The sequence below is a fragment of the Streptomyces sp. NPDC001858 genome, assembly GCF_053594615.1.
This window is the reverse complement of record NZ_JBSFEV010000004.1, coordinates 288136-312631: the sequence shown is the minus strand read 5'-3', so window position 1 is coordinate 312631 and position 24496 is coordinate 288136. Positions and strand designations below refer to the sequence as shown.

The window sequence follows — 24496 nt, the reverse complement described above, 5'->3', positions numbered from 1 at the left end:
CGACGGCCCGGCCATCCCTCTGGCCCGAGCCTTAGGGGTATGCCCAGCCCTACCCCAGGTCTCGTCCCTGCCCGACAGACCGGACGGGGCGGCACACGGTTTCGTTGAGCCATGACCGCAGCCACGACCGCACCCACCGTCCAACTAACGTCCGTCAGCAGGCGATACGGCACCGCCGGCAACGCCACCGGCACCGGCACCGGCACCGGCACCGGCACCGGCACCGGCGTGACCGCACTGGACGACGTCACCCTCGCCCTCCCCCGCGGCTCCTTCACCGCTGTCATGGGGCCGTCCGGCTCGGGCAAGTCGACGCTGCTCCAGTGCGCCGCCGGACTCGACCGGCCGACCTCGGGCTCGGTGCGGATCGGTGGGACCGAGCTGACCGGGCTGAGCGAGCGACGGCTGACGCTGCTGCGCCGCGAGCGGATCGGCTTCGTCTTCCAGGCGTTCAACCTGCTGCCCGCCCTCACCGCCGAGCAGAACGTCGCCCTCCCGCTGCGGCTGGCGGGCCGCCGCCCGTCGAAGGCGCGGGTCCGCGAGGCCCTGCGCCAGGTCGGACTCGCCGACCGGGCCGGCCACCGCCCCGCCCAGCTCTCCGGCGGCCAGCAACAGCGCGTCGCCCTGGCCCGCGCCCTGATCACCCGCCCGGAGGTCCTGTTCGGCGACGAGCCGACCGGCGCGCTGGACTCCACGACCGGCCGCGAGGTGCTCACCCTGCTGCGCTCCATGGTCGACGAGACCGGCCAGACGGTCGTCATGGTCACCCACGACCCGCTCGCCGCCTCCTACGCGGACCGGGTGGTCTTCCTGGTGGACGGCCGCGTCCACGCCGAACTCACCGACGCGGGCGCACGCGCGCGTGTAGGCGGGAACGCCTTCGCCGAGACGATCGCAGCGCGCATGGCGGGACTGGAGAGTGCCGCATGCTGAGCGTCACGCTGCGCTCCCTGCGGGCCCGGTGGGCCGCCTTCGTCGGCAGTTTCGTCGCCCTCGCGCTCGGCGTCGCGCTGCTCACCGTCATGGGGCAGGCGCTGGCCGCGTCGCAGAACGCGCCCACGCGCGCCCCGGAGCGTTTCGCGGCGGCGCCGGTGGTGGTCAAGGGTCAGGACACGCTGCGGGTAGCGACGCGGACCGGCGAGCGGACGGCCCCGCTGCCGCGCCCCCGCCCGGTGCCCGCCACGACCGTCGCCGCCCTGCGCGCCCTGGGTCCGGTCACCGAGGACCGCTCCTTCCCCGTCACGGCGGAGGGCGCCCCCGACGACCTGGTCGGCCACCCCTGGTCGACGGCCCGCTTCGCCCCGTACCGCCTGACCACGGGCCGACCGCCCGAGGCGGCGGACGAGGTGGTGGCATCCGGAGACTGGACGACGACCATCGGCACCCGACTCCGCACCACCACAGGGGAGTTGACGGTGGTGGGAACGGCAGCCGCCCCCGCCCGCTTCGAGAACGCCCTGTTCTACACGGACGCACAGGCCGCCCGACTGGCCCCCGTCTCCCACCAGTCGGTGGTGGAGACGACCGACGAGGCGGCCGTCCGGGCGGCCGTGGGCGACGACGTCCGCGTCCTCACCGGGGACGACCGTCGGCTGGCCGACGCCGACCCCGGCCGGGACGCCGAGGCCCTGACCGCGCTGAACGCCCTGTTCGGCACGGCCGGCGGCGTGACCGCCTTCGTCTCCGTGTTCGTCGTGGCCTCCACCTTCGCCTTCGCGGTGGACCGCCGACGCCGCGAGTTCGGACTGCTGCGCACCGCCGGCGCCACCCCGGGCCAGATCCGGCGGACGGTCCTGACGGAGGCCCTGCTCATCGGCGCCCTCGCGGCGGCGACGGGCTGCGCGCTCGGCGCGTACGCCGCCCCGCTCCTGGCCGAACTGGTCGTCGACGGCGGACTGGCCCCGGACTGGTACGCGATCGGCGGCGGCGACGCCGGGACCTGGCCGTACCACCTGGCCTTCTGGACAGGCCTGCTGGTCGCCCTCGGCGGCGCGGTCGCCGCGTCCCGGCGAGCCGGCCGGACCGCCCCGGCCCAGGCGCTGCGCGAGGCCTCGGCCGACGGCCGCGCCCTGACCCGCGGCCGGTTTCTGTGCGGTACGGCGCTGCTGCTGACGGCGGTGGCGACCCTGGCGTACGCGCTGCTGACCGACCCGGGCGAACTGCTGCACCGCAAGACGTACATCAGCCGCCCCATGCTGCTCATCACGGCGGTGGCACTGCTCTCCCCCGCGCTGGTGCGCCCCCTGGTGCCGCGACTGCCGGGCACGACGGGCCTGTTGGTCCGTGCGAACGCCGTCACCGGGGTCCGCCGCACCGCCGCCGTGGCCGCACCGGTCCTGATCACGGTCGCACTCGCAGGATCGCTGCTGGGCGCGACGGCCACCCTGAACGAGGCGAGGGCGGCGGAGGTGGCCCGCCAGACGACCGCCGACTTCGTACTGACTCCGAACACCGAGACCGCAACGGCGCTGGGGACGGCGGAAGTCGACCGCCTACGGCAGCTTCCCGACGCGATCGTCTGCACGGTGTCCTCCGCCACGGTCTACACCGTCGAGGACGGCGTGGCCCTGGTGAAGTCGGAGGCAAGGGCGGCGGATCCTGCACGGCTCATCGCCACCACGGACCTGCCCGTGACGGCCGGCCGTCTCACGGACCTCGACGACGACTCGATCGTCGTGACGGAGGAGTGGGCACACCACCGCGTGGGAGAGCGGGTGCGGGTATGGCTCGGCGACGGCACCCCGAAGACCCTCCGCATCGCCGCCGTACTGGCCACCGGCACCGGGGACAACGGCGCGTACGTCACCCCGGCCAACGCGGGCGGAGCGGACGTGAGCCGGGTCGACGTACGCGTGCGTGCGGGCGCCGACAAGGCCACGGTGTCGGCGCGGCTCCGGGCCGTGGACGGGGTGAGGGTGATGGACAAGGCCCAGTGGGTTCGCGCCACTTACCCCGAGACCAACCGGACCACCCGCCTGGGCGTGCTCCTCGTCCTGGGCGTCGCGCTCCTCTACACCGGCATCTCGCTCGCCAACACCCTGATGATGGCGACCGCCGACCGCCGCCCCGACCTGACGGCCCTGCGCCTGGCCGGCGCCACCACCGCCCAGATCCTGCGCCAGGCCACCGCGGAGACCCTGACGGTCGTCACCCTGGGCGCCCTGCTCGGCCTCCTGGTCACAGCCGTCAACCTCGCCGGCCTGACCACCGCACTGCACCTGCTCGCGGCCCCGACCCCACCGGTCCTGCCCTGGCCGACCCTCGCCTGGACAACGACAGCCTGCACCCTGCTCGCGACGGCCACGACACTCACATCAACAACACTGTCCCTGCGCCCCAAAAGAACATGACCCCCGGCCCGGGAACCGGGCCCCCAAACACGATAGAGCCCCCGTCGGTAACCCGACGGGGGCTCTATGCTGCGTGGACCTGTGGGGATTTGAACCCCAGACCCCCTCGATGCGAACGAGGTGCGCTACCGGACTGCGCCACAGGCCCTTGCAACGAGTGAAACTCTAGCACCCCCATCGGGGTGCTTGGAAATCCGTTCCCGGAGGGCGATCGGAGCGGAGATTCCGTGCTGCGACGCAGGTCACTCGTTGGCCGCCCGGGGGCGGCCGCTTTCCTCGTACTGGTCGAAGAGGGGCGTGCGGCCGCGCTCGCGGGAGCGTCGGGCGGAGGCTGCGCGGCGCGCGTCGCTGCGCTCGTCGCCGCCCTCCGTCCGGCCGTCCGCCGGGTCCCCCTCGTCGCAGTCGGAGTCGGAGTCGGAATAGGGGGCGGAGTCGGAGTCGCCGTCGTCGGGGCGCGCCCCGGCCTCGTGGTGCTCGGCCGCGTCCTGGTCCGGCGCGACGGAGCTCGACCGGGCCGAGCTCCAGGCGTCCGGGGCGCCGAGGTCCACGTCGGAGGTGGCCCGCGGTGCGACCGGTGCGGTCACGTACGTCGGCAGGGGCACCGGTACCGGGTCCCAGCTGTCGCCGTGTCCGGGCCGGCGCTGGCGCTCGCGCTGCTGGTCGACCCACTCCGCGTGGTCGGTCTGCTCGACGAGCGCCCTGCGGTCCGCAGCGAGGGCCAGCAGGCCCGGGTCGGTCTCCGGTTCGGGGCCCATGTGCGGCTCCTCTGCGCCGGCGTCGAGGCCGGGGTCGACTGACGACGCGGCTGCCGAAGCGGGCGCACGCCGGCGCGGCTGGCGTTCCCGCAGCCGCTGCGCGGCGACCTCCGCGCGTCTGCGGTCCATCTGGAACGCGAAGCGGCGGCGCTCCTGCGAGCGCAGGTAGGCGATGTACGCGCTGAGCAGGACGGCGGGCACGCCGGGCGCCCAGAGGAACGCGAGCCCGCCGACCGCGGCGACGATCGCGCCGAGCGTGAAGGCGAGGAAGAGCATCACGGTGGTGCGCCGACGGCGTGCGAGCGCCTTCGAGCGCTGGGCGCGCGCGGCGGACGCCTGAGCTGCGGCTTGTGCAGCGGCCTGCGCGGCGGATGCCTGGATGCTGGGTGCGCGTCGCGCGCCCGGCGCACGCCGGCCTGCGGGGGCGGCGCTTCCGTCACGGTCACGCTGTTCCCGCGCGGGCTTGGCCACCGAGTCCCGAGCAGGCTCCCGCCCGGACTCCCGCACCGACTCGCGCGCCGGATTGCGCTCCGGTTCACGCGCCGTCTCCGGACGCCCCTGCGCTCGCTCCTGGCCACGCTCCTGAGCGCGTTCCGAACCTCGCTCCGGACCTCGCTCCTGGCCCCGTTCCTGGCTGCGCTCCGGGCTCCGTTCCTGCACCGGGGCCTTCACCTGCTGGCGGGCCGGGGGCATGGCGAAGGCCCGGACGTCCACCGATGCGGTGACGACGTCCGGAACGTCGGCGTCGGACTCCCCCTCCTCGGTGGAGCGCGCCCGCAGGTCCTTGGCGTAACGGCGCTCCATGCCCGCCCGTCCGGACAGCAGCCGGATGGCGGTGCTGAAGCGTTCCGTCGGACGGGCTTCGTTCAGCTCGTCCTGCCTACGGAGCCACATGGGCACCAAGTAGGCGGCCCAGGCCCCGACAATGACTGCGTAGATGAGGCCGCTGCTGCTCACGCCTCACACGGTAGAGGGGTTTGCGTGAGGCCATCCGCCAATTGGGCCGGTGTGTCGCACGATCTGGCTGATATTTCGAACTTTTTTTGTGACCGATGCGATCAGCAGGCCGCCGGGGGCGCGAATTCCACGCCCCAGACGGTCACCACCTGATCATTATCGAACACTTATTCAATTTCCGGAGCTGCCGAGATTCCCGCCGAGATTCCCCCCGGCATTCCGCGCGCTCCGGGAGCGGGTGCGCCGCCAGCGGCTCAGCAGGCCCTCCGGGACCTCCTCCGCCGTGAGCGCGAACACGAGGTGGTCGCGCCAGGCGCCGTCGATGTGGAGATAGCGCGGCCGCAGCCCTTCCTCACGGAATCCGAGTTTCTCCACGACCCGGCGGCTGGGGCCGTTCTCCGGCCGAATGCAGACCTCGATGCGATGCAGTCCGACACTGCGGAAACAGTGGTCCACGACGAGCGCCACGGCCGTCGGCATCACTCCCCGGCCGGCCACCGATTCGTCCACCCAGTAGCCGACGTGCCCGGAGCACATCGACCCCCAGGTGATCCCGGCGACCGTCAACTGCCCGACGAGCCGCCCCTGGTACTCGATGACGAACGGCAGCATCCGCCCGGCGTTCGCCTCGGCCCGCAGATGCCGGACCATCTGGCGGTAGGTCGGCCGGTGCGCGATCGGCCCGCTGGGCGCGGGCGGCGGGATCGTCGCCTCCCAGGGGCGCAGCCAGTCCCGGTTGCGCCGGTTGACCTCGCGCCAGGCCCGCTGGTCGCGCAGCTTTATGGGCCGCAGGACGACGTCGCCCTCCGTCAGTTCGACGGGCCAGGATGCGCTGTTCAGCTCGCACCCCCATGACCGGGTCTGCGGTGGTCGCCGCCGCGGAGCTGGTCCACGGCGTGCTTCAGCAGCGGCTCCAGGACGGCCAGGCCGTCCTTCACGCCGCCGGTGGAACCCGGCAGGTTGACGATCAACGTGCCGCCCGCCACGCCGGCCAGCCCGCGCGAGAGCGCCGAGGTGGGCACCTTCTCCCGGCCGTACGCCCTGATGGCCTCGGCGATGCCCGGCACCTCGTGATCGATCACCGCGCGGGTGGCCTCGGGGGTGCGGTCGGTGGGCGAGATCCCGGTGCCGCCGGTGGTGACGACGACGTCGTACCCGGCCTGGACGGCGGCGCGCAGGACGCTCTCCACGGGGTCGCCGTCGGGCACGACCTGCGGCCCGTCGACCGCGAAGCCGAAGCCGCGCAGCCCCTCGGCGATCAGCGGTCCGCCCTTGTCCTCGTAGACGCCGGCGGCCGCCCGGTTGGAGGCGGTCACGACGAAGGCGCGGTACGGAGCGAACAGGGCACCGCCGACCGAGTCGTCGAGTGTCATGTCCGGCTCCAGTCGCCCGACTTGCCGCCCGTCTTCTCCTCCACGCGCACGTCCGTGATCACCGCTCCCTTGTCGACCGCCTTGACCATGTCGATCACGGTGAGCGCGGCGACGGAGACCGCGGTGAGGGCCTCCATCTCGACGCCTGTGCGGTCCGTCGTCTTCACCGTGGCGGTGATCTCCACGGCGTCGTCCGCGACCGACAGGTCCAGTTTCACACCGGAGACGGCCAGCGGGTGGCACAGCGGGATCAGGTCCGGGGTGCGTTTGGCGCCCATGATGCCCGCGATCCGCGCGGTGGCCAGTGCGTCGCCCTTGGGGACGCCCTCGCCGCGCAGCAGCTCGATCACGCGGGGCGAGACGAGGACGCGCCCGCTGGCACGCGCGGTGCGGGCGGTGACGTCCTTGCCGGAGACGTCGACCATGCGGGCCGCGCCCGCGTCGTCGATGTGCGTCAGTCGGTCCTGCGTAGTCATGCTCGTGGCGCTCCCGGTCCGGGTCCGGCGCGGTGCCGCGCACGGGCCTGCTGTGCGCGACACGGTACCCCCAACCAGGAGGACTCAGCCGAGCAGGACGACCTCGACGTCCGCGCCGGGCTCGAGGGACTCCACGTCCTCGGGGACGACGACCAGCGCGTCGGCGTGCGCGAGGGCCGCGACCAGGTGGGAGCCGGCGCCGCCGACCGGGCGGACGGCGCCGTCGGCATAGGTGGCGCGCAGGAACTGTCTGCGGCCCTTCGGCGAGGTCAGCGCCTTGTCAGCGGTGAGCTTCGCGCGCGTGGTGGGCCGGTGGACGTCTGCCAGCCCCATGAGGGTGCGGATGGCGGGGCGGACGAACAGTTCGAAGGAGACGTAGGACGACACCGGATTGCCGGGCAGCGCCAGCAGGGGGATGTGGTCGGGGCCGATGGTGCCGAAGCCCTGGGGCTTGCCGGGCTGCATGGCGAGCTTGCGGAACTCGATGCCGCCGCCCTCCTCGTCCTCGTCGCCGACGTGCTCCAGCGCCTCCTTGACGACGTCGTACGCGCCGACGCTCACCCCTCCGGTGGTGACGACGAGGTCGGCGCGCACCAGCTGGTCCTCGATGGTGGAGCGCAGGGTCTCCGCGTCGTCGGCGACCGCGCCGACCCGGTAGGCGATGGCGCCGGCGTCGCGGGCGGCGGCGGTGAGGGCGAAGCTGTTGGAGTCGTAGATCTGGCCGCTGCCCAGTTCCTCGCCGGGCTGGACGAGTTCGCTGCCGGTGGACATCACGACCACGCGCGGGCGCGGGTGCACGCGCGCAGAGGCGCGGCCGATCGCGGCGAGCAGGGCGATCTGGGGCGGTCCGAGCACGGTTCCGGCTTCGAGGGCGCGGTCGCCCGCCTTCACGTCGCTGCCCTGCGCGCGTACGTGCGCGCGTGCCTCGGCGGGCCGGTACACGCGTACGTGCCCCGAGGCCTGCTCGGGGGCGAGGCTGCGGGCCTGCATCGCGCTGACCGGGCCCTCGCCCAGCCCGCCGTCGGTCCACTCCACGGGGACGACGGCCTCGGCGCCGGGCGGCAGCGGGGCGCCGGTCATGATCCGGGCGGCCTGGCCCGGCCCGACGTGCAGCAGGTCGGCCGCCTGTCCCGCAGCGACGTCCCCGACGACGTCCAGCGCCGCCGGGAACTCCTCGCTCGCGCCCGCGACATCCGCGACCCGCACCGCGTACCCGTCCATGGAGCTGTTGTCGAAGGGCGGCAGCGAGACCGGCACCGTGACGTCGTCGACCAGGACGCAGCCCTGGGCGTCGGCGAGTTGCAGCTCGATGGGTTCCAGGGGGCGGACGGTGGCGAGGATGTCCTCCAGGTGTTCGTCCACCGACCAGAGGCGGTCCTGGGCGGTGGGGCGGGGCGCGGCGGTGCTCAAAGTGGCTACATCTCCTCGGTGACGTAACTGCGAAGCCAGGACCGGAAGTCCGGACCCAGATCTTCACGTTCGCACGCGAGTCTGACAATGGCACGCAGATAGTCGCCGCGATCGCCGGTGTCATAGCGGCGGCCCTTGAAGACGACGCCGTGGACGGGACCGCCGGCCTTCTCGTCCTGCGCGAGCTGCTGCAGGGCGTCGGTCAGCTGGATCTCGCCGCCGCGGCCGGGCTCGGTCTGGCGCAGCACGCCGAACACGCTCGGGTCGAGGACGTAGCGTCCGATGATCGCGTAGTTCGACGGGGCGTCCGCCGGGTCCGGCTTCTCCACGAGGCCGGTCACCTTGACCACGTCGCCGTCCTCGGTGGCCTCCACGGCCGCGCAGCCGTAGAGGTGGATCTGCTCGGGGGCGACCTCCATGAGCGCCACGACGCTGCCGCCGTGCCGCTCCTGCACCTCGATCATCCGCTGGAGCAGCGGGTCGCGGGGGTCGATCAGGTCGTCGCCCAGGAGGACGGCGAACGGCTCCTGCCCGACGTGCGGCGCCGCGCACAGGACGGCGTGTCCGAGGCCCCTGGGGTCGCCCTGTCGCACGTAGTGCATGGTGGCGAGGTCGCTGGACTGCTGAACCTTGGCGAGCCGGGCGGCGTCGCCCTTCTTCTGCAGGGCCGACTCGAGTTCGTAGTTGCGGTCGAAGTGGTCCTCCAGGGGGCGCTTGTTGCGGCCCGTGATCATGAGGACGTCGTCGAGACCGGCGGAGACGGCCTCCTCGACCACGTACTGGATGGCCGGCTTGTCCACGACCGGCAGCATCTCCTTGGGAGTGGCCTTGGTGGCCGGCAGGAACCGGGTGCCGAGGCCGGCTGCGGGGATGACAGCCTTGCTGATCCTGGGGTGGGGCTGAGTCATGTCCGCAACCTTATCCGGTGACTTTGAGACGAATCTGTGCGTTCGGTTAATTCATGATCATATGAGCGCAGTAAAGCTGTGTGCGAGCACTGTGAGACCCGCGCGGGAGCGACACATGAACCACCTCGAAGGCGGACCAAAGCCTGACAAACGAATGTTGCGGCGAGGGTTCCTCACCGTGAGAAACACGTTGACGACGGATGACGTGCGAACGGCGGCCGCGGCGCTGGCCGAGCACGCGCTGGAGCTGCCCGAGTTGGCGCACGCGCGCACGGTCGCCGCGTACGTCTCCGTGGGCTGCGAGCCCGGCACCCTGGCGCTGCTGGACGCGCTGCGCGCGCGGGGGGTGCGGGTCCTGCTCCCCGCGCTGCTGCCCGACAACGACCTGGACTGGGGCGCCTACGCGGGCGAGGGCTCGCTCGCGCGGGTCCAACACGGCGGGAAGATGGCCCTCTTGGAGCCGGCCGGGGAGCGCCTCGGCCCCGACGCCGTGACCTCGGCCGACGTCGTGCTGCTGCCGGGGCTCGCGGTCGACGCGCGCGGTATGCGGCTGGGCCGCGGCGGCGGATCGTACGACCGGGTGCTGGCCCGGCTGGCGGAGTCCGCGGCCAGTCCCTCCCTGGTGGTGCTGCTGTACGACGCCGAGGTCGTCGAGCGCGTTCCCGAGGAGGCGCACGACCGGCCGGTGCACGCCGTGGTGACGCCGTCGGGGGTGCACCGCTTCACCTGACACACGCGTGTGCGCGAGAAGGGGCCCTCCACGCGCGCGTGGAGGGCCCCTTCTCGTCGCTGGGTCGCTCAGGGCTTGAGGACCAGGGTGTCGCTGGTGCTGTCGTCGACCGCCTTCTTGGTGAAGGACCAGTCGAGGAGCTCACCGTTGGCCCACTTGCCCGTCTGGTCGGTGTAGTGGGCGCTGAAGGCGTGTCCCGAGGCGCCGGTGAGGTTGATCCACTTCGACTTGTCGAGGTCGTCGAGGTTGACCACCATGCGCATCGACGGCACCCAGACCACGCCGTAGCCGCCTGCCGCGTTCCAGCCGGTCGCGTTGACCGTCCCCTCGCCGCCGCCGAGCTTCCACGGGCCGCGGTTCAGGATGTACTGCAGGAAGCCGGGGCCGCTGGTGCCCAGGGTCTGGTTCTTCAGGAACAGGCGGTGCAGCCGGCCCCAGCTCCAGGTGTCGATGTCCTTGCCGAGCTTGGCGGTCAGCTCCCAGCGGGCGTCGATCATGGCGCGCTCGAAGAGCTTGTCGCGGTTCTTCTCCGCGCCGGGGCGGGTGCCCGACTCGGGAGTCGTCCACCACGCGCTGTCGGTCTTCTCCAGGAGGTTGCGCACGACCTCGAACCAGCGGTCGCCGCCGTCCGGCTGCGCCTGGTCGGCCTCGCGCTCGCCGCACTCGACGACCTTGTCGGTGTCGTCGACGGGACCCGTGCTGTCGACCGGGTCGACCCACAGGCACTGGTCCTCGACCCGCAGTTCCTTGGGCAGCTTGTTGCCGAAGGCCAGCTTGAGGATGTTGCGCCACACCGCGTTGAAGTAGGCGGCGGCCGCCGAGTCGGCGTCCTGGGTGTAGTCCCAGCCCTGCAGCAGCTTCTGCGCCTCGCGGACGTCGGGGTCGTCCAGGTTGATCTTCAGCAGGATGGGCACGAGCACACGGGCGATCTGGCTGTCGTTGTCCAGCTGCATCTGCCGCATGTCGTCGGTGGAGATCTTGCCGCCGCCCTCGATCTTGTTCTTGATCAGGTTGGTGATCCGCTGGCTGCGCGTGCCGTAGCCCCAGTCCGTTGTGAGCGTGTAGGGGTACTTGTCCTTGTCGATCACGGCCTGGTTGGCGGTGACGATGTACCCGCGCGGGGGGTCGTACTCGTAGGGCAGCTCGTCGAAGTCGATGTAGCCGTTCCACTCGTACTTGGAGTTCCAGCCGGGCGCCGGGATCGAGCCGTCCACGCCCTTGGCGCGCTTGGGAATGTTTCCGGGCAGCTGGTAGCCGATGTGGTTCGAGGTGTCGGCGTAGACGAGGTTCTGCGAGGGCACGTCGAAGAGCTCGGCCGCGGCCCGGAAGGCGTCCCAGTCGGCCGCCTTGTTGATGGCGAAGACGGCGTCCATGGAGGTGCCCGGCTCGAGCGCGGTCCACTTCAGGGCGACGGCGTAACCGTCGCCGCGGTCGGGCGCGGCCTTGTCGACGGTGTCGACGGTGGCCTTCTTGCCGACGTCGACGAGTTCGTCGTCACGGTCGGAGAGCAAGGGCATGCCGTCCTGGGTCTGCCGGACGACGATCTTCTTGGACGTGCCGCCGGCGACCTTGATGGTCTCCTCGCGCGTGACGAACGGCTCGACCTTGTTGTCGTACTGGTAACCGTCGTCGCCGGAGAGCTTCTCCAGGTAGAGGTCGGTCACGTCGACGCCGGAGTTGGTCATGCCCCAGGAGATCGTCGCGTTGTGGCCGATTATGACGCCGGGCATGCCGGCGAACGTGTAGCCGGAGACGTCGTACGCGCACTTGGCGGAGACGGCTCGGCAGTGCAGGCCCATCTGGTACCAGACGGACGGCAGCGAGGCCGACAGGTGCGGGTCGTTGGCCAGCAGCGGCTTGCCGGTGATCGTGTACTTCCCGGCGACGGCCCAGGAGTTCGAGCCGATGCCGTTGCCGTTCACGCCGACGGCCGTGGGCAGGTCGTCCAGGACGTCGTACAGGCCCGAGAGCTGGCTCGTGAGGGCCGATCCCGTGTCGTTCGAGGTATCGGTGCCGTCGCCCGTCTCGTCGCCCGTCCCGCCGTTCGTGGACGCGTCGCCGGAGTCGCTGTCGTTGTCCCCGTCACCGTCGCTCTGTTCGAACGTCTTGGTCAGCTCGTCGTACTGGCCCTCCCGGACGATCGCGCGGTTGAGGTCGTACGGGTACTGCGGGTACAGGTCGGCGATCTGCTGCGGGCCGAGGCGGCTGGTCATCAGGGCGCGGTCGATCTCGTCCTGCATGTTGCCGCGCAGGTCCCAGGCCATCGCCTTCAGCCAGGAGATCGAGTCGACCGGGGTCCACTCGGCGGGCTTGTAGTCGTTGGTGAACCCGAGGGCCGCGTACTCCAGGGAGATGTCCGCGCCGTCCTTGCCCTTGAGGTAGGCGTTGACTCCCTTGGCGTACGCCAGGAGGTACTTCTTGGTGTCGTCCGACAGCTTGCTGTCGTACTCCTCCTTGGCGACGCGGTCCCAGCCCAGGGTGCGCAGGAACTCGTCGTTGTCGACCTGGCTCTTGCCGAACATCTCCGAGAGCCGCCCGGAGGTCATGTGCCGGCGTACGTCCATCTCGTAGAACCGGTCCTGCGCCTGGACGTAGCCCTGCGCCATGAAGAGATCTTCGTCGGAGTCCGCGTAGATCTGCGGGATGCCGTAGCCGTCCCGCTTCACGTCGACGGGCCCGGACAGGCCCTCGAGTGTGATCGATCCCTTGGTCTGCGGGAAGGACGCGCGGACCGTGCTGATGGACCAGTAGGCGCCGTAGGCGATGCCTCCGATGATGGCCAGCACCAGCACAAGCACGATCAAACGGGCTTTGCGCCCCTTCTTCCTGCCGGACTTGCCGGGCTTGTCACCCGATGTGGCGGTGGTGTTGGGGGGCATCGCTGTCCTTGCTGTCCTAACGCGAGCGGCAGGCGGTCCTGGAGTGCTGGAGCAACCATAGGCGCAGGGCCTCGCGCCACTTGACGCGGAGTCGGGTACCAGCACGGAAGGATGTTCGATCTTGCCTCGTCCAACGTCAAGAAATCGTCAAGAGTTAGGTAAGGTAACGAAGTAGTTGGGCACGGGGCGCGCACCTTCGTGTCCGATGTATCCCATGCACATGTGCGTCCGCGCGCCAGGTGCGCGCGCCGGTGAAGGGAAGCGCCGCTGACTGTCCACCACCTCAACCAGCTCCTGCTCGTCTGCTCGCTCGTCCTGCTCGTCGCCGTCGCCGCGGTCCGGATCTCCTCGCGCAGCGGGCTCCCCAGCCTGCTCGTGTACCTGGGCATCGGCGTCCTCATGGGCCAGGACGGCATCGGCAACATCCACTTCGACAACGCCGAGATGACGCAGGTCATCGGGTACGCCGCCCTGGTCGTGATCCTCGCCGAGGGCGGTCTCGGCACGAAGTGGAAGGAGATCGAACCGGCCCTGGCCTCCGCCTCCGCGCTGGCGCTGGTCGGAGTCGCGGTGAGCGTGGGCGTCACGGCCACGGCCGCGCACTTCGTGACGGGGCTGGAATGGCGGCAGGCGCTGATCATCGGTGCGGTGGTGTCCTCGACGGACGCGGCGGCGGTCTTCTCCGTCCTGCGCAAGATCCCCCTGCCCGCGCGCGTGACGGGCACGCTGGAGGCCGAGTCCGGCTTCAATGACGCCCCGGTCGTCATCCTGGTGGTCGCCTTCTCCACCGCGGGCCCCGTGGAGCACTGGTACGTGCTGGTGGGCGAGATAGCGCTGGAGCTGGCCATCGGCGCCGCCATCGGCCTCGCGGTCGGCTGGCTGGGCTCCTGGGGCCTCCGACACGTCGCCCTGCCCGCCTCCGGCCTCTACCCGATCGCCGTCATGGCGATCGCGGTCACCGCGTACGCGGCGGGCTCCCTGGCGCACGGCAGCGGCTTCCTGGGCGTCTACCTCGCCTCGATGGTCATGGGCAACGCGAAGCTGCCGCACTGGCCCGCCACGCGCGGGTTCGCCGACGGCCTCGGCTGGATCGCCCAGATCGGCATGTTCGTGCTGCTCGGCCTCCTGGTCACCCCGCACGAGCTGGGCGACGACGTGCTGCCCGCGCTCGTCATCGGCCTGGTGCTCACCATGGTGGCCCGCCCGCTGAGCGTCGTGCTGTGCCTGACGCCGTTCCGGGTGCCCTGGCAGGAGCAGACGCTGATGTCCTGGGCCGGGCTGCGCGGCGCGGTGCCCATCATCCTGGCGACCATCCCGATGGTGCAGGGCGTCGAGTCCAGCCGCCGCATCTTCAACATCGTCTTCGTCCTGGTCGTCGTCTACACCCTGGTCCAGGGGCCGACCCTGCCCTGGGTGGCCCGCAAGCTCCGCCTGGGGAAGGACGCCGAGGCCGCCGACCTCGGCGTGGAATCGGCGCCCCTGGAGCGACTGCGCGGCCATCTGCTGTCCGTCGCGATCCCCCCGGGCTCCAAGATGCACGGCGTCGAGGTCAACGAACTGCGACTGCCGGCCGGGGCCGCCGTGACCCTCGTCGTGCGCGACGAGACGTCGTTCGTGCCGCTGCCGACGACCGTCCTGCGGCAGGGCGACGAACTCCTCGTCGTCGCCACCGACCCGGTCCGCGACGCGGCCGAACAGCGCCTGCACGCGGTGGGACGCGGCGGCAAGCTCGCCGGATGGCTGGGCACGGGCGGCGAGACCCGCTGAGGGCGAGACCCGTCGCATGCGGGACCCGGTGCGCGCGAGACCCGGCGCGTGCGAGACCCGTTAAGTGCGTGTTTCGCACTGTTCACACCCCATGGTTTCAGGGGTTCCCCGGCGCTGCGGTGCTCATCTTCACAGGCGTCGCCGACCTCGACCCCTGTACGATTAAGGCAGACCTTGATCGAACCAACTCTGCCTGATGCAGAGCTGGCGCGACCGTATGGCGGCCGGGACACCTCCTCACGCGGAATCCGGCATCTACCGCAGCACGCGCAAGAGGACAGCTCTCGGCGCCCCCGCACGGGCGCGCCACCAGGCGGCAGAAAGGCACGGGCCGTGGCATCCACGGTCACCACCGAGCCGTCGAAGGACTCGTCGGCCTCCGCCCGCCCGGGATACGGACAGCTGCTGCGCACCCGCGGCGCATGGACGTTCCTGTTGCCCGGCTTCGCGGCACGCCAGCCGTTCGCAATGCTCACCATCTCCATCGTGCTGCTCGTCCAGCACACCACCGGTTCGTACGGTGCGGCCGGCGCCGCCGCGGCCGTCACCGGCGTCTCCATGGCGCTGTGCGCGCCCTGCAGCGGACGCCTCGCCGACCGCTACGGGCAGCGCGCGGTGCTGGTCCCCGGCGTTCTCGTGCACACGCTGTCGGGCCTCGCCCTGACCGTGCTCGCCCTGTCCCACGCGCCCCTGTGGGCGCTGTTCGCGGCCGCCGTGCCCACGGGCGCCTCGGTGCCGCAGATAGGGCCCATGGTGCGGGCCCGCTGGGGCGTCACGCTGAAGGGCTCGCCCCTCATGACGACCGCGGCGGCCTTCGAGTCCGTCACCGACGAGCTGACATTCGTCTTCGGCCCGCTGCTGGCGACAGCCCTGTGCACCGCCGTGAACCCGGCCGCCGGACTCATCACCGAAGCCTCGCTGACCCTCCTCGGCGGCCTGCTGTTCGCCGCGCAGAAGGGCACCCAGCCGCAGATCGCCGCCGGCCACGCGCGCGTGGCGCACACCTCGGCGCTGCGCATCCCCGGTGTGCGCGTGCTGATCGCAGCGTTCCTCGGCATCGGCGCCGTCTTCGGCGGCATGCAGGTCTCGCTGGCCGCCTTCACCGAGGCGATCGGCGAGCCCGGCCTGAACGGCGTCCTGTACGGGACGTTCGCCGCCGGCAACATGCTCTCCGGCCTGGTCTGCGGCGCCATCGCCTGGAAGACGGCCCCGCAGCGGCGCCTGGTCGTCGCCTACGCCGCGCTGGCGCTCGTCGCCTCCGGGCTCTGGGCCGCGCACTCGGTGCTCGTCCTCGCGGGCCTCGGCCTGCTGGTCGGCATGTGCATCGCACCCGCACTGATCACCGGCTACACGCTGGTCGAGGGCCTGGTCCCGGCCGGGGCGCGTACCGAGGCGTTCACCTGGCTGACCGGCGCCGTGGCGCTCGGGCAGGCGGCGGCCGTCACGGTCGCCGGACAGCTGGAGGACCGCTTCTGGGGCGGGGCCGGTTTCCTGGTGCCGATGGGCGGCACCGTGCTGGCCCTGGCAGTGCTGCTGGCCCTGCGTTCCCGGCTCGCTCCACGCCCGCGTGGCCGCACCGTCGCACGTGGCGTCGGTCACCGCGCGCCGGTCACAGTGGACTGATCCTCGGGAATGCGTCAAGATAGACCGTCGTTAGCACTCACTGAGTGAGAGTGCCAGGAGGAAGACAGTGCCGACCTACCAGTACCAGTGCACCGAGTGCGGCGAGGGCCTCGAGGCGGTGCAGAAGTTCACCGACGACGCTCTGACCGAGTGCCCCAACTGCTCCGGACGCCTCAAGAAGGTGTTCTCCGCGGTCGGCATCGTCTTCAAGGGCTCCGGCTTCTACCGCAACGACAGCCGCGGCTCGTCCTCGAGCAGCTCGCCTTCGTCGTCGCCCGCGAAGTCGTCGACGTCCGGCTCCGACGCGAAGTCGTCGAGTTCGACCTCGTCGACGTCGTCGTCCTCGGACTCGAAGTCGAAGTCGTCGAGCACCGGCACATCGGCCGGCAACAGCTCCGCCGCGTAGAACCCCCTGCTCAAGGGGCCTCTCTCGTACGGCCTCACGGGACCCTGTCGTCATCCGGCGACGGGGTCCTTCGGCGTTCCCCGAGAGCGTCCGGGGTACGCCTCGGGTATGACATGCGTGCGGCTAGGGTGCGACGCATGGCGAACATGGCGAACGCAGAGATCGGTGTGATCGGCGGCTCCGGTTTCTACTCGTTCCTCGACAACGTGACCGAGCTCCAGGTCGACACCCCCTACGGGCCGCCCAGCGACTCCCTCTTCCTGGGCGAGATCGCCGGCCGGCGGGTCGCCTTCCTGCCCCGGCACGGCCGCGGCCATCATCTGCCGCCCCACCGGATCAACTACCGGGCCAACCTGTGGGCGCTGCGCTCGCTGGGGGTGCGTCAGGTGCTCGGTCCGTGTGCCGTGGGCGGTCTGCGGCCCGAGTACGGGCCCGGCACGCTGCTCGTGCCCGATCAGCTGGTCGACCGCACGAAGTCGCGGACCGGGACGTACTTCGACGGGCTGCCCCTGCCCGACGGCACGGTGCCCAACGTGGTGCACGTGTCGCTGGCCGACCCCTACTGCCCCACCGGACGCTCGGCGGCCCTGAAGGCGGCGCGCGGCCGGGAGTGGGAGCCGGTGGACGGCGGGACGCTGGTCGTGATCGAGGGGCCGAGGTTCTCCACCCGGGCAGAATCGTTGTGGCACCAGGCTCAGGGCTGGTCGGTGGTGGGCATGACGGGCCATCCGGAGGCCGCGCTCGCCCGGGAACTCGAGCTCTGTTACACGTCGTTGACGCTGGTCACCGATCTGGATGCGGGCGCCGAGAGCGGTGAGGGCGTGTCGCACGAGGAGGTCCTGCGGGTGTTCGCGGACAACGTGGAGCGGCTGCGGGGCGTGCTGTTCGACGCGGTCGCCGCGCTGCCCGCGAACGGGGTGCGGGACTGCCTGTGCACGAGCGCGCTGGGCGGGATGGACCCGGGGTTCGAGCTGCCGTAACGGGAGTTGACGTTTCTCCGGGGAGAGGGAGAACGGGGCGGAACTCATCGTTCGGGTGAGGGAGTTGTCCACAACCCGTGGGTAGTCCACGGGCTCCGGCGAGCGTCGGCGCGAAGCCTCATCGTGGCTTCGCAAGTCCGTCCCTCGTCACAGGTGGTGATCCCGTGTCTCTTCCTCCCACTCTCCCTCCGTCCCCCGCTTCCGCTCCCCACCCTCCCTCTCCCCGGCCACCGTCGCCGCGTCCCCCCTCGCCTCGCCCTCCCTCCCCTCCGTTCGCCTTCCCGTCCGGGTCGCGTCCGCCGGGGGCGGAGGCGCCTGCCACCTGCGAGGTGCCACCTTTCGACCCCGTGCGCGTCCGCCGCGGGTGGTACCGCACGGGGCCGCTGGGCCGGCTGGTGCGGAGCCGGCGGCGGGCCCTCGCGCTCGGTCTCGCCGTCACCGCCGCGGCACTCGTCGCGGCCGGACCCCAGGACACCGATCCGGCGCGCGAGCAGCCCGGTGCGGGCTCGCACGCCCACGCGCACGGGCCGGTTCGCGCCCCTGCGCCGGGTCCCACCGCCGTACAGAAGGTGACGGCGCCGGTACGGATCGCCGACGCGGCCACCGTGCGGCTGCTGCGCCCCGGCGACCGGGTCGACGTCATCGCCGTCGAGGAGAGTCCGTCGGGCGGCGTCGGCGGTGCGGCCCGCGTCGTCGCACGTGGGGCGCTCGTGACCGAGGTGCCGGAGCCGCTGGACGACTCGGGCGTCTCCCTCGACACGGCGGACGGCGGCGCGTTGGTCGTCCTGTCGGTGCCCCGCCCCACCGCCGCACGCCTGGCGGGAGCGAGCGCGACGGCTCGGCTGGCGGTGACCCTGTGGTGAAGTCAAGTCCCTCGTTGGAGCTACCGAATTGGACACGCCCGCCTCGGGGTGACGTAGGTTGCGGAACTGTTTGTTCCACAACCTGTACATGCGAGGAGTGTCCCCCAGGTGAGCGAAAAGAAGGCGAGCGTATGGCAGGGCTTCAAGGCCTTCCTGATGCGCGGGAACGTCGTCGATCTGGCAGTCGCGGTCGTGATCGGCGCGGCCTTCACGAACATCGTCAACGCGGTCGTGAAGGGGATCATCAACCCGCTCATCGGAGCGGTCGGCACGAAGAACCTGGACAGCTACAGCTCCTGCCTCAAGGGCCCCTGCACGGGGACGGGCGACAGTGCGACGGGCGTCCGGATCCTGTGGGGCTCGGTGCTGGGCGCGACGCTCACCTTCGTGATCACCGCGGCGGTCGTCTACTTCCTGATGGTGCTGCCCATGTCGAAGTACCTGGCGAAGGTGGAGGCCCGCAGGAAGGCCAAGGAGGGCGCTCAGGAGGTCCTGGAGGTGACCGAGCTGGAGGTGCTCAAGGAGATCCGCGACGCGCTGGTCGCACAGCGGGGCTCGGGCCACAGCGAGCGGTAGCGAGGCTGTTCGGGGCCTTGCGGACGGTGTTCCGCGGGGCCCGCGAGGCCGGCCGGACCTGCCGGAGGGCCGCCGCCCGGGTTCAGATGTGGTGGGGCGGCTTCTCGTCGAGGAAGCGCTTGAGGTCGGCGGCGCTGTCACCGCCGGCGGCCGGCCGCTCGCCCCACCCGCGGTCGGTGTCGTCCGAGGACGGCCGGTCCAGCGGGTCGTCGAAGATCAACGCGGCCTTCGGGTCGCGCGGCTCGGGGGCGGAGGGGGTGCTCATGCCTCCAGGGTACGGTCCCGGGAGCCGCCCGGATCAGGGGCGCGGGCCGCGACGCCCGGCCGTCGGGCCGCCCGCGCACCCCGCGCAAGCTTTTCCGGCGGATATCTGCTGTGCTGGGACTCATGACGTCCCGCACGCCTCCGCCGTCCCCTCCGCCGTCCCCTCTGCCGTCCCCTCCGCCCGGCACCCCCACGCCCAGCACCCCCACGCCCGGCTCGGACCCAGCCCCCGATCTCTCGCAGAGACGACCGCTGCGCAGGCTCACCGCGCGCGGGCGCGACGAGGTGCACCGGGTCTCGACGCCGCTGGAGCTCTTCTTCGACCTGTGCTTCGTGGTGGCCATCGCCCAGGCGGGCATCCAACTGGTGCACGCGGTGGCGGAGTCCCACGCGGGCGAGGGACTCCTCAACTACGCGATGGTCTTCTTCGCGATCTGGTGGGCCTGGATGAACTTCACCTGGTTCGCCTCGGCGTACGACAACGACGACAGCCTCTACCGGGTCGTCACGCTGATACAGATCGGCGGGGTCCTGGTGCTCGCGGCCGGGGTGTCCCGGGCGTTCGAGGAACAGCAGTACGTCGCCGTAGTACTGGGCTACGTCATCATGCGAGTGGCGCTGTCCTCACAATGGCTACGCGTCGCGCTGTCGACCGAAGGCCCCGAGCGGACGATGGCGCTGCGGTACGCGGGCGGCGTGCTGCTCTGCCAGCTCGGCTGGCTGGGTCTGCTGATCGCGCCCGAGGGCGCCAAGGCCTGGCTGTTCCTGGTGATGGCGGTGCTGGAGATGTGCGTGCCGCCCTACGCGGAGAAGGACCACCCGACGTCCTGGCATCCGCACCACATCGCGGAGCGCTACGGACTGTTCACGATCATCGTGCTGGGCGAGACGATCGCGGCGGCAACGATCGCCGTGAAGTCCGCCCTGGACGAGAGCGACGCGCTGGGCGATCTGCTGCCGATCGCGGTGGGCGGGCTGCTGATCGTCTTCGCCGCCTGGTGGATCTACTTCGTGGTGCCCATCCATGGGCATCTGCGCGCCAACAAGCAGGCGTTCGTGTGGGGCTACGGGCACTACGTCGCCTTCGCGTCGGCTGCCGCGATCGGGGCGGGGCTGGAGGTGGCGGTCGAGCAGGTGATCGGCAGGGCCCACATCTCCACGCTGGCCGCGTCGGCGGCCGTGACGCTGCCCACGGCGCTGTTCCTGCTGACGGTGTGGGTGCTGCACGCCCGCCACTTCAAGGTCGGCCTGGCCCAGCAGCTGGTGCTGCCCGTCACCGCGCTGCTGGTGATCTGCTGCACCTTCCTGGGCGACTGGGCCGTCCTCGCGGCGGGCCTGGTGTCGGCGCTGGCGGTGGCCACCGGGACGACCCTGACGGCGCGCATGGCCGCGCTCGAGGCGCGGGAGTCGCCCACGACGCAGGAGTCGCCCACGGCGCAGGAGTCGCCGAAGTCACCCGAACCGCCCGAGTCCCAGGAGCCCCGCGAGCCCCAGGACTCCCCGGATGCTCCGGGCTCCCCGGACTCTCCGGACAACGAGGCGGGGGCTTCGAGCACGGCCGTGTGACACGGCGGGACGGCAGCGCACCTCGCGCGAGCCGGGCGAGACTGGCTCCCATGACAGTTGACGCTCTGACGGACGTCCCCGGCGTGCGGGTCGGACACGCCACGCGCACCGGCGACGGTTGGCTCACCGGCACCACGGTCGTCCTCGCGCCCGAGGGCGGCGCGGTGGCCGCGGTGGACGTACGCGGCGGCGGTCCCGGCACCAAGGAGACCGACGCGCTGGATCCGCGCAACCTGGTGCAGCGGGTCGAGGCGATCGTGCTGACGGGCGGCAGCGCCTACGGGCTCGACGCGGCCTCTGGCGTGATGGCCTGGCTGGAGGAGCAGGGGCGGGGCGTCCCCGTCGGCCCGGACCCGACGCACGTGGTGCCGGTGGTGCCGGCCGCCTGCGTCTTCGACCTGGGGCGCGGTGGCGACTTCCGGGCCCGCCCGGACGCCGCCACCGGCCGCGCCGCCGTGGAGGCGGCCGCGGCGAGCGAGCCCGGCACGCGCGTGCGGGAGGGGTGCGTAGGCGCCGGGACGGGCGCGGCGGTCGGGCTGATGAAGGGCGGAGTGGGCACCGCGAGCGTCGTCCTCGACTCGGGGATCACGGTGGCCGCGCTGGTGGTGGCGAACGCCGTGGGTTCGGTGCTGGAGCCGGAGACGGGGGTGCTGTACGGGGAGCTGTTCCAGGGGCGCGTGACGTACCCGGAGGCGCGGGTGCACGAGGCCGCGCGCCGGCGGCTCGCCGAGAGCGCGGCGAGGAGCGCGCCCGCCCCGCTCAACACGACGCTCGCCGTGGTGGCCACCGACGCGGATCTGTCGAAGGCGCAGGCGCAGAAGCTGGCGGGCACGGCGCACGACGGGATCGCACGCGCCGTGCGGCCGGTGCATCTGCTGCACGACGGCGACACGGTCTTCGCGCTGGCGACGGGCGCGCGCCCGCTCGATCCCGACCGCCCGCTCGCCCTGAACGACATCCTCGCCGCGGGCGCGGACATGGTGACCCGCGCGATCGTACGGGCCGTGCGCGCCGCCGAGTCGGTGAAGGCGCCGGGCGGGGAGTGGCCGTCCTACGAGGAGTTGTACGGGACTCCGTGAGGCGGGACCCGAGTGAGGCCGGGTCCCGCGAGACGGGCCCGTTGGCGTGGGCTCCGTGAGGCGGGCTCGGTGGGGTGGGAGCCCTCGGCCGAGGGTTTGTCGCGGTTCTGTCACGTGATGGTGCCAAGGGCGGCCGGGGGGAACCCGACCGACCGCCGGATCCCTCTTTCTCCACGTACTGGAGCGGATCACTCACCTCACACGAATCTGGAGCAGCCCGTGACAACGGCGGACAAAGCAGTGCGACGAGCCGTGGGAGCCTGTGCCGTCCTGGTGGTCGGCGCCCTGACCCTGACCGCCTGCGGGGGCAGCGCCAACGCCAAGGACGACGACGCCAAGGGCGGTAAGGCCACGGCCAAGACGTCCACCGCGAAGATCGTCATCTCGGCGAAGGACGGCTCGACGGGCGCGTCGATCAACACGACCGGTGTGAAGGTGAGCGACGGCCGGCTCACCGAGGTGAAGATGACGGTGGCCGGGTCGGGGCAGATCGTCGAGGGCTCCCTGTCGGCCGACGGCAGCACCTGGAAGCCGAAGGAGCAGCTGGAGCGCGGGACGAAGTACCAGATATCGGCGACCGCAAAGGATTCGAGCGGCAAGACCGCCGCGGCCGACTCGATCTTCACGACGGTCACTCCGGCCAACAGCTTCATAGGGACGTACACGCCGGACAACGGCACGACGGTCGGCGTGGGGATGCCGGTGTCGTTCACCTTCGACAAGGCCATCGGCGACAAGAAGGCCGTGCAGTCGCACATCACGGTCACCTCCAGCAGCGGCCAGCAGGTGGTGGGGCACTGGTTCGGGGAGCAGCGGCTCGACTTCCGGCCCGAGGAGTACTGGAAGGCCGGTTCCAAGGTCACGATGAAGATCGACCTGGACGGCGTCGAGGGCGCGAACGGCGTCGTCGGGGTGCAGAAGAAGACGGTCAGCTTCACCGTCGGGCGCTCACAGGTGTCCACGGTGGACGTGAACACGCAGACCATGACCGTGGTGCGGGACGGGCAGACGCTGAAGACGGAACCGATCTCGTCGGGCAGCGCGGAGCACACGACGTACAACGGGCAGATGGTGATCTCCGAGAAGTTCACGCAGACGCGGATGAACAGCCGGACGGTCGACCTGGGCGGGGAGTACGACATCCCGGATGTGCCGCATGCGATGCGTCTGACGACGTCCGGGACCTTCATCCACGGCAACTACTGGTACAACAAGGGCAATCCGCCGTTCGGCCGGGAGGGCACCAGCCATGGCTGCGTCGGACTCGCGGACGTGCGGGGCGCGCAGGGCGACACGCCCGCCAAGTGGTTCTACGACAACTCGCTGATCGGCGACGTGGTGATCGTCAAGAACTCCCCGGACAAGGCGGTGGCTCCGGACAACGGGCTGAACGGCTGGAACATGGCGTGGGCGGAATGGACCGCCGGGAGCGCCGTCTGATTTAGCCCGGGCCGGCAGGGAACCTCCCCCGGCCGGCTCGAACCCGCCCTGACCGGCTTCGACCGGCTCTGACCGACAGTTCGTCCCGGCACGTGGGGGCCGCGCGGGAACTTTTCGCGCGGTTCCTGCGTTTTCTCCGACGTACGTTTTCTCGGTTCCCGGACATGATGTCCGACCGAGGGGCTACGGTATGCACCCACAAGGTGACATGCAGCAACGCCGGGAGAAACCTTGAGCGTTCCGTACGAGACAACAGCGTACGAACCAGCCGAGTCGCCCGAGTCTCCGGAGGAGCACCTCGCGCGACTGCTCGGTCGCGCCCTGAACTCGTTCGAGCTGCCCGACGAAGCACTGCGGCGGCTCGACTGCGCACTGGCCCACGACAGCTCCCTGCACTCCGCGCACCACAGCGCGGGCCTGCACCGGGAGACGTACCGGCACACCTGGCTGCTCGCCGACGGCTGCGCGCTCACGCTGTGGGAGCTCGTGCACAACACCGCGCCGGGCAGCGAGCCGCAGCACGAGGTGTACGTCGACGAGGAGGAGCTGCGCGCCGCGACCGCCCGGCTGCCGCTGCCGTCGGACGCGCCGGACTTCGAGCTGCCGGTGCTGGTGCAGTTGTCGCCGGTCCTCGCACCCCGCCATGTGTACGTTCCGGACGACTCGGCGGATCACGCGCGCCGGCTGCTGCGCCGCGCGGAGAACCCCGACCCACCCGACGCGGACACGGCGACGCTGTTGAAGTCGGCGTTCGCGCACCAGATCACCCAGGCCTTCGGCCGCCCCTGCCGGGCGGGCCGGATCGGCCTCGGCTACTCGCTCTACGAGCACGCGTTCCTGCTGCTCGACGGCCGGGAGATCTCCCTGTGGGAGGTCGAGCACACGGCGACGCCCGACGGGCGGCACATGTGCGAGGTGTACCTCTCCGAGAGCGCGGCCCGCGACGCGATGGAACGCCGGGCGGCACAGGTCTCCTGAGTCTGCGGAGCCCCGTCTGCGGAGCCCCCTGGTCGCCCGAGTCGCCTGAGACCACGAGGAACGCCTGAGGCACCGACACGCAGCACGGTCCGGGACGAAAGTCCCGGACCGTGCTG

General features: G+C 71.5%; 21 protein-coding genes and 1 tRNA gene. 13 read left to right on the top strand and 9 right to left on the bottom strand.

Annotated elements, in window-relative coordinates:
• Window positions 1-111 precede the first annotated feature (111 nt).
• Window positions 112-933 carry an ABC transporter ATP-binding protein gene (locus ACWCPF_RS08085; RefSeq protein ID WP_451044120.1) on the top strand — a complete coding sequence of 274 codons (822 nt, stop codon included), beginning with the start codon at window positions 112-114 and terminating at the stop codon, window positions 931-933.
• On the top strand, window positions 927-3350 hold the full coding sequence (locus ACWCPF_RS08080) for an FtsX-like permease family protein (protein WP_451044119.1): 2424 nt from the start codon (window positions 927-929) through the stop codon (window positions 3348-3350). The genes ACWCPF_RS08085 and ACWCPF_RS08080 overlap by 7 nt, the downstream gene beginning before the upstream one ends.
• Window positions 3351-3424: 74 nt before the next feature.
• On the opposite strand, the gene ACWCPF_RS08075 is transcribed toward ACWCPF_RS08080, so the two are convergent.
• The 7 genes from ACWCPF_RS08075 to galU all read right to left on the bottom strand — a co-directional run bounded on the left by ACWCPF_RS08075 (window position 3425) and on the right by galU (window position 9229).
• A tRNA-Ala gene (locus tag ACWCPF_RS08075) sits at window positions 3425-3498 on the bottom strand.
• A gap of 94 nt (window positions 3499-3592) precedes the next feature.
• The gene (sepX, locus tag ACWCPF_RS08070) at window positions 3593-5062 is read right to left on the bottom strand and encodes a divisome protein SepX/GlpR (RefSeq protein ID WP_451044118.1); all 1470 of its coding nucleotides are present in this window, start codon (window positions 5060-5062) and stop codon (window positions 3593-3595) included.
• Window positions 5063-5233: 171 nt separating this feature from the next.
• Entirely contained in the window at window positions 5234-5902 is a 669-nt protein-coding gene (locus ACWCPF_RS08065) for a GNAT family N-acetyltransferase (protein ID WP_451044238.1), read from the bottom strand.
• A complete protein-coding gene (locus ACWCPF_RS08060; RefSeq protein WP_451044117.1) occupies window positions 5899-6435 on the bottom strand; it encodes a MogA/MoaB family molybdenum cofactor biosynthesis protein in 537 nt (178 codons plus the stop codon). Before ACWCPF_RS08060 ends, ACWCPF_RS08065 begins: the two co-directional genes overlap by 4 nt.
• Window positions 6432-6911 carry a cyclic pyranopterin monophosphate synthase MoaC gene (gene moaC / locus ACWCPF_RS08055; protein WP_351914347.1) on the bottom strand — a complete coding sequence of 160 codons (480 nt, stop codon included), beginning with the start codon at window positions 6909-6911 and terminating at the stop codon, window positions 6432-6434. The genes ACWCPF_RS08060 and moaC overlap by 4 nt, the downstream gene beginning before the upstream one ends.
• An 84-nt stretch (window positions 6912-6995) precedes the next feature.
• Window positions 6996-8321: a molybdotransferase-like divisome protein Glp gene (gene glp, locus ACWCPF_RS08050; RefSeq protein WP_451044116.1), complete on the bottom strand. Its 1326-nt coding sequence runs from the start codon at window positions 8319-8321 to the stop codon at window positions 6996-6998.
• A 5-nt stretch (window positions 8322-8326) separates the two neighbouring features.
• Window positions 8327-9229, bottom strand: coding sequence for a UTP--glucose-1-phosphate uridylyltransferase GalU (gene galU, locus ACWCPF_RS08045; protein ID WP_451044115.1), 903 nt, complete (start codon window positions 9227-9229; stop codon window positions 8327-8329).
• A gap of 154 nt (window positions 9230-9383) precedes the next feature.
• Between galU and ACWCPF_RS08040 the strand changes: the two genes are divergently transcribed.
• Window positions 9384-9959, top strand: a complete 576-nt coding sequence (locus ACWCPF_RS08040) for a 5-formyltetrahydrofolate cyclo-ligase (RefSeq protein WP_451044237.1) — start codon at window positions 9384-9386, stop codon at window positions 9957-9959.
• Between the two features lie 68 nt (window positions 9960-10027).
• On the opposite strand, the gene ACWCPF_RS08035 is transcribed toward ACWCPF_RS08040, so the two are convergent.
• Window positions 10028-12838 carry a penicillin acylase family protein gene (locus tag ACWCPF_RS08035; RefSeq protein ID WP_451044114.1) on the bottom strand — a complete coding sequence of 937 codons (2811 nt, stop codon included), beginning with the start codon at window positions 12836-12838 and terminating at the stop codon, window positions 10028-10030.
• A 267-nt stretch (window positions 12839-13105) separates the two neighbouring features.
• Here ACWCPF_RS08035 and ACWCPF_RS08030 point away from each other — a divergent pair, with 267 nt between their 5' ends.
• The 6 genes from ACWCPF_RS08030 (at window position 13106) to mscL (ending at window position 19053) form a co-directional block, all read left to right on the top strand.
• Window positions 13106-14605, top strand: coding sequence for a potassium/proton antiporter (locus tag ACWCPF_RS08030; protein ID WP_451044236.1), 1500 nt, complete (start codon window positions 13106-13108; stop codon window positions 14603-14605).
• Window positions 14606-14938: 333 nt separating this feature from the next.
• Complete coding sequence (locus ACWCPF_RS08025) at window positions 14939-16228, top strand: MFS transporter (protein ID WP_451044113.1); 1290 nt, start codon at window positions 14939-14941, stop codon at window positions 16226-16228.
• 67 nt (window positions 16229-16295) lie between these two features.
• The gene (locus ACWCPF_RS08020; protein ID WP_451044112.1) at window positions 16296-16634 is read left to right on the top strand and encodes an FmdB family zinc ribbon protein; all 339 of its coding nucleotides are present in this window, start codon (window positions 16296-16298) and stop codon (window positions 16632-16634) included.
• A gap of 137 nt (window positions 16635-16771) precedes the next feature.
• Entirely contained in the window at window positions 16772-17614 is an 843-nt protein-coding gene (locus tag ACWCPF_RS08015; protein WP_451044111.1) for an S-methyl-5'-thioadenosine phosphorylase, read from the top strand.
• 329 nt (window positions 17615-17943) lie between these two features.
• Window positions 17944-18477: an RcpC/CpaB family pilus assembly protein gene (locus ACWCPF_RS08010; protein WP_451044110.1), complete on the top strand. Its 534-nt coding sequence runs from the start codon at window positions 17944-17946 to the stop codon at window positions 18475-18477.
• 108 nt (window positions 18478-18585) lie between these two features.
• A complete protein-coding gene (mscL, locus tag ACWCPF_RS08005; protein WP_450950049.1) occupies window positions 18586-19053 on the top strand; it encodes a large conductance mechanosensitive channel protein MscL in 468 nt (155 codons plus the stop codon).
• An 82-nt stretch (window positions 19054-19135) separates the two neighbouring features.
• On the opposite strand, the gene ACWCPF_RS08000 is transcribed toward mscL, so the two are convergent.
• A complete protein-coding gene (locus tag ACWCPF_RS08000) occupies window positions 19136-19318 on the bottom strand; it encodes a hypothetical protein (protein WP_451044109.1) in 183 nt (60 codons plus the stop codon).
• A gap of 122 nt (window positions 19319-19440) precedes the next feature.
• Between ACWCPF_RS08000 and ACWCPF_RS07995 the strand changes: the two genes are divergently transcribed.
• From ACWCPF_RS07995 to ACWCPF_RS07980, 4 genes are all read left to right on the top strand, one after another.
• Window positions 19441-20883, top strand: a complete 1443-nt coding sequence (locus ACWCPF_RS07995; protein ID WP_451044108.1) for a low temperature requirement protein A — start codon at window positions 19441-19443, stop codon at window positions 20881-20883.
• A 50-nt stretch (window positions 20884-20933) separates the two neighbouring features.
• Complete coding sequence (locus tag ACWCPF_RS07990) at window positions 20934-21962, top strand: P1 family peptidase (RefSeq protein ID WP_451044107.1); 1029 nt, start codon at window positions 20934-20936, stop codon at window positions 21960-21962.
• A 219-nt stretch (window positions 21963-22181) separates the two neighbouring features.
• Window positions 22182-23402, top strand: a complete 1221-nt coding sequence (locus tag ACWCPF_RS07985) for a L,D-transpeptidase (protein WP_451044106.1) — start codon at window positions 22182-22184, stop codon at window positions 23400-23402.
• A gap of 231 nt (window positions 23403-23633) precedes the next feature.
• Window positions 23634-24380, top strand: a complete 747-nt coding sequence (locus tag ACWCPF_RS07980; protein WP_451044105.1) for a DUF6227 family protein — start codon at window positions 23634-23636, stop codon at window positions 24378-24380.
• Window positions 24381-24496 lie beyond the last annotated feature (116 nt).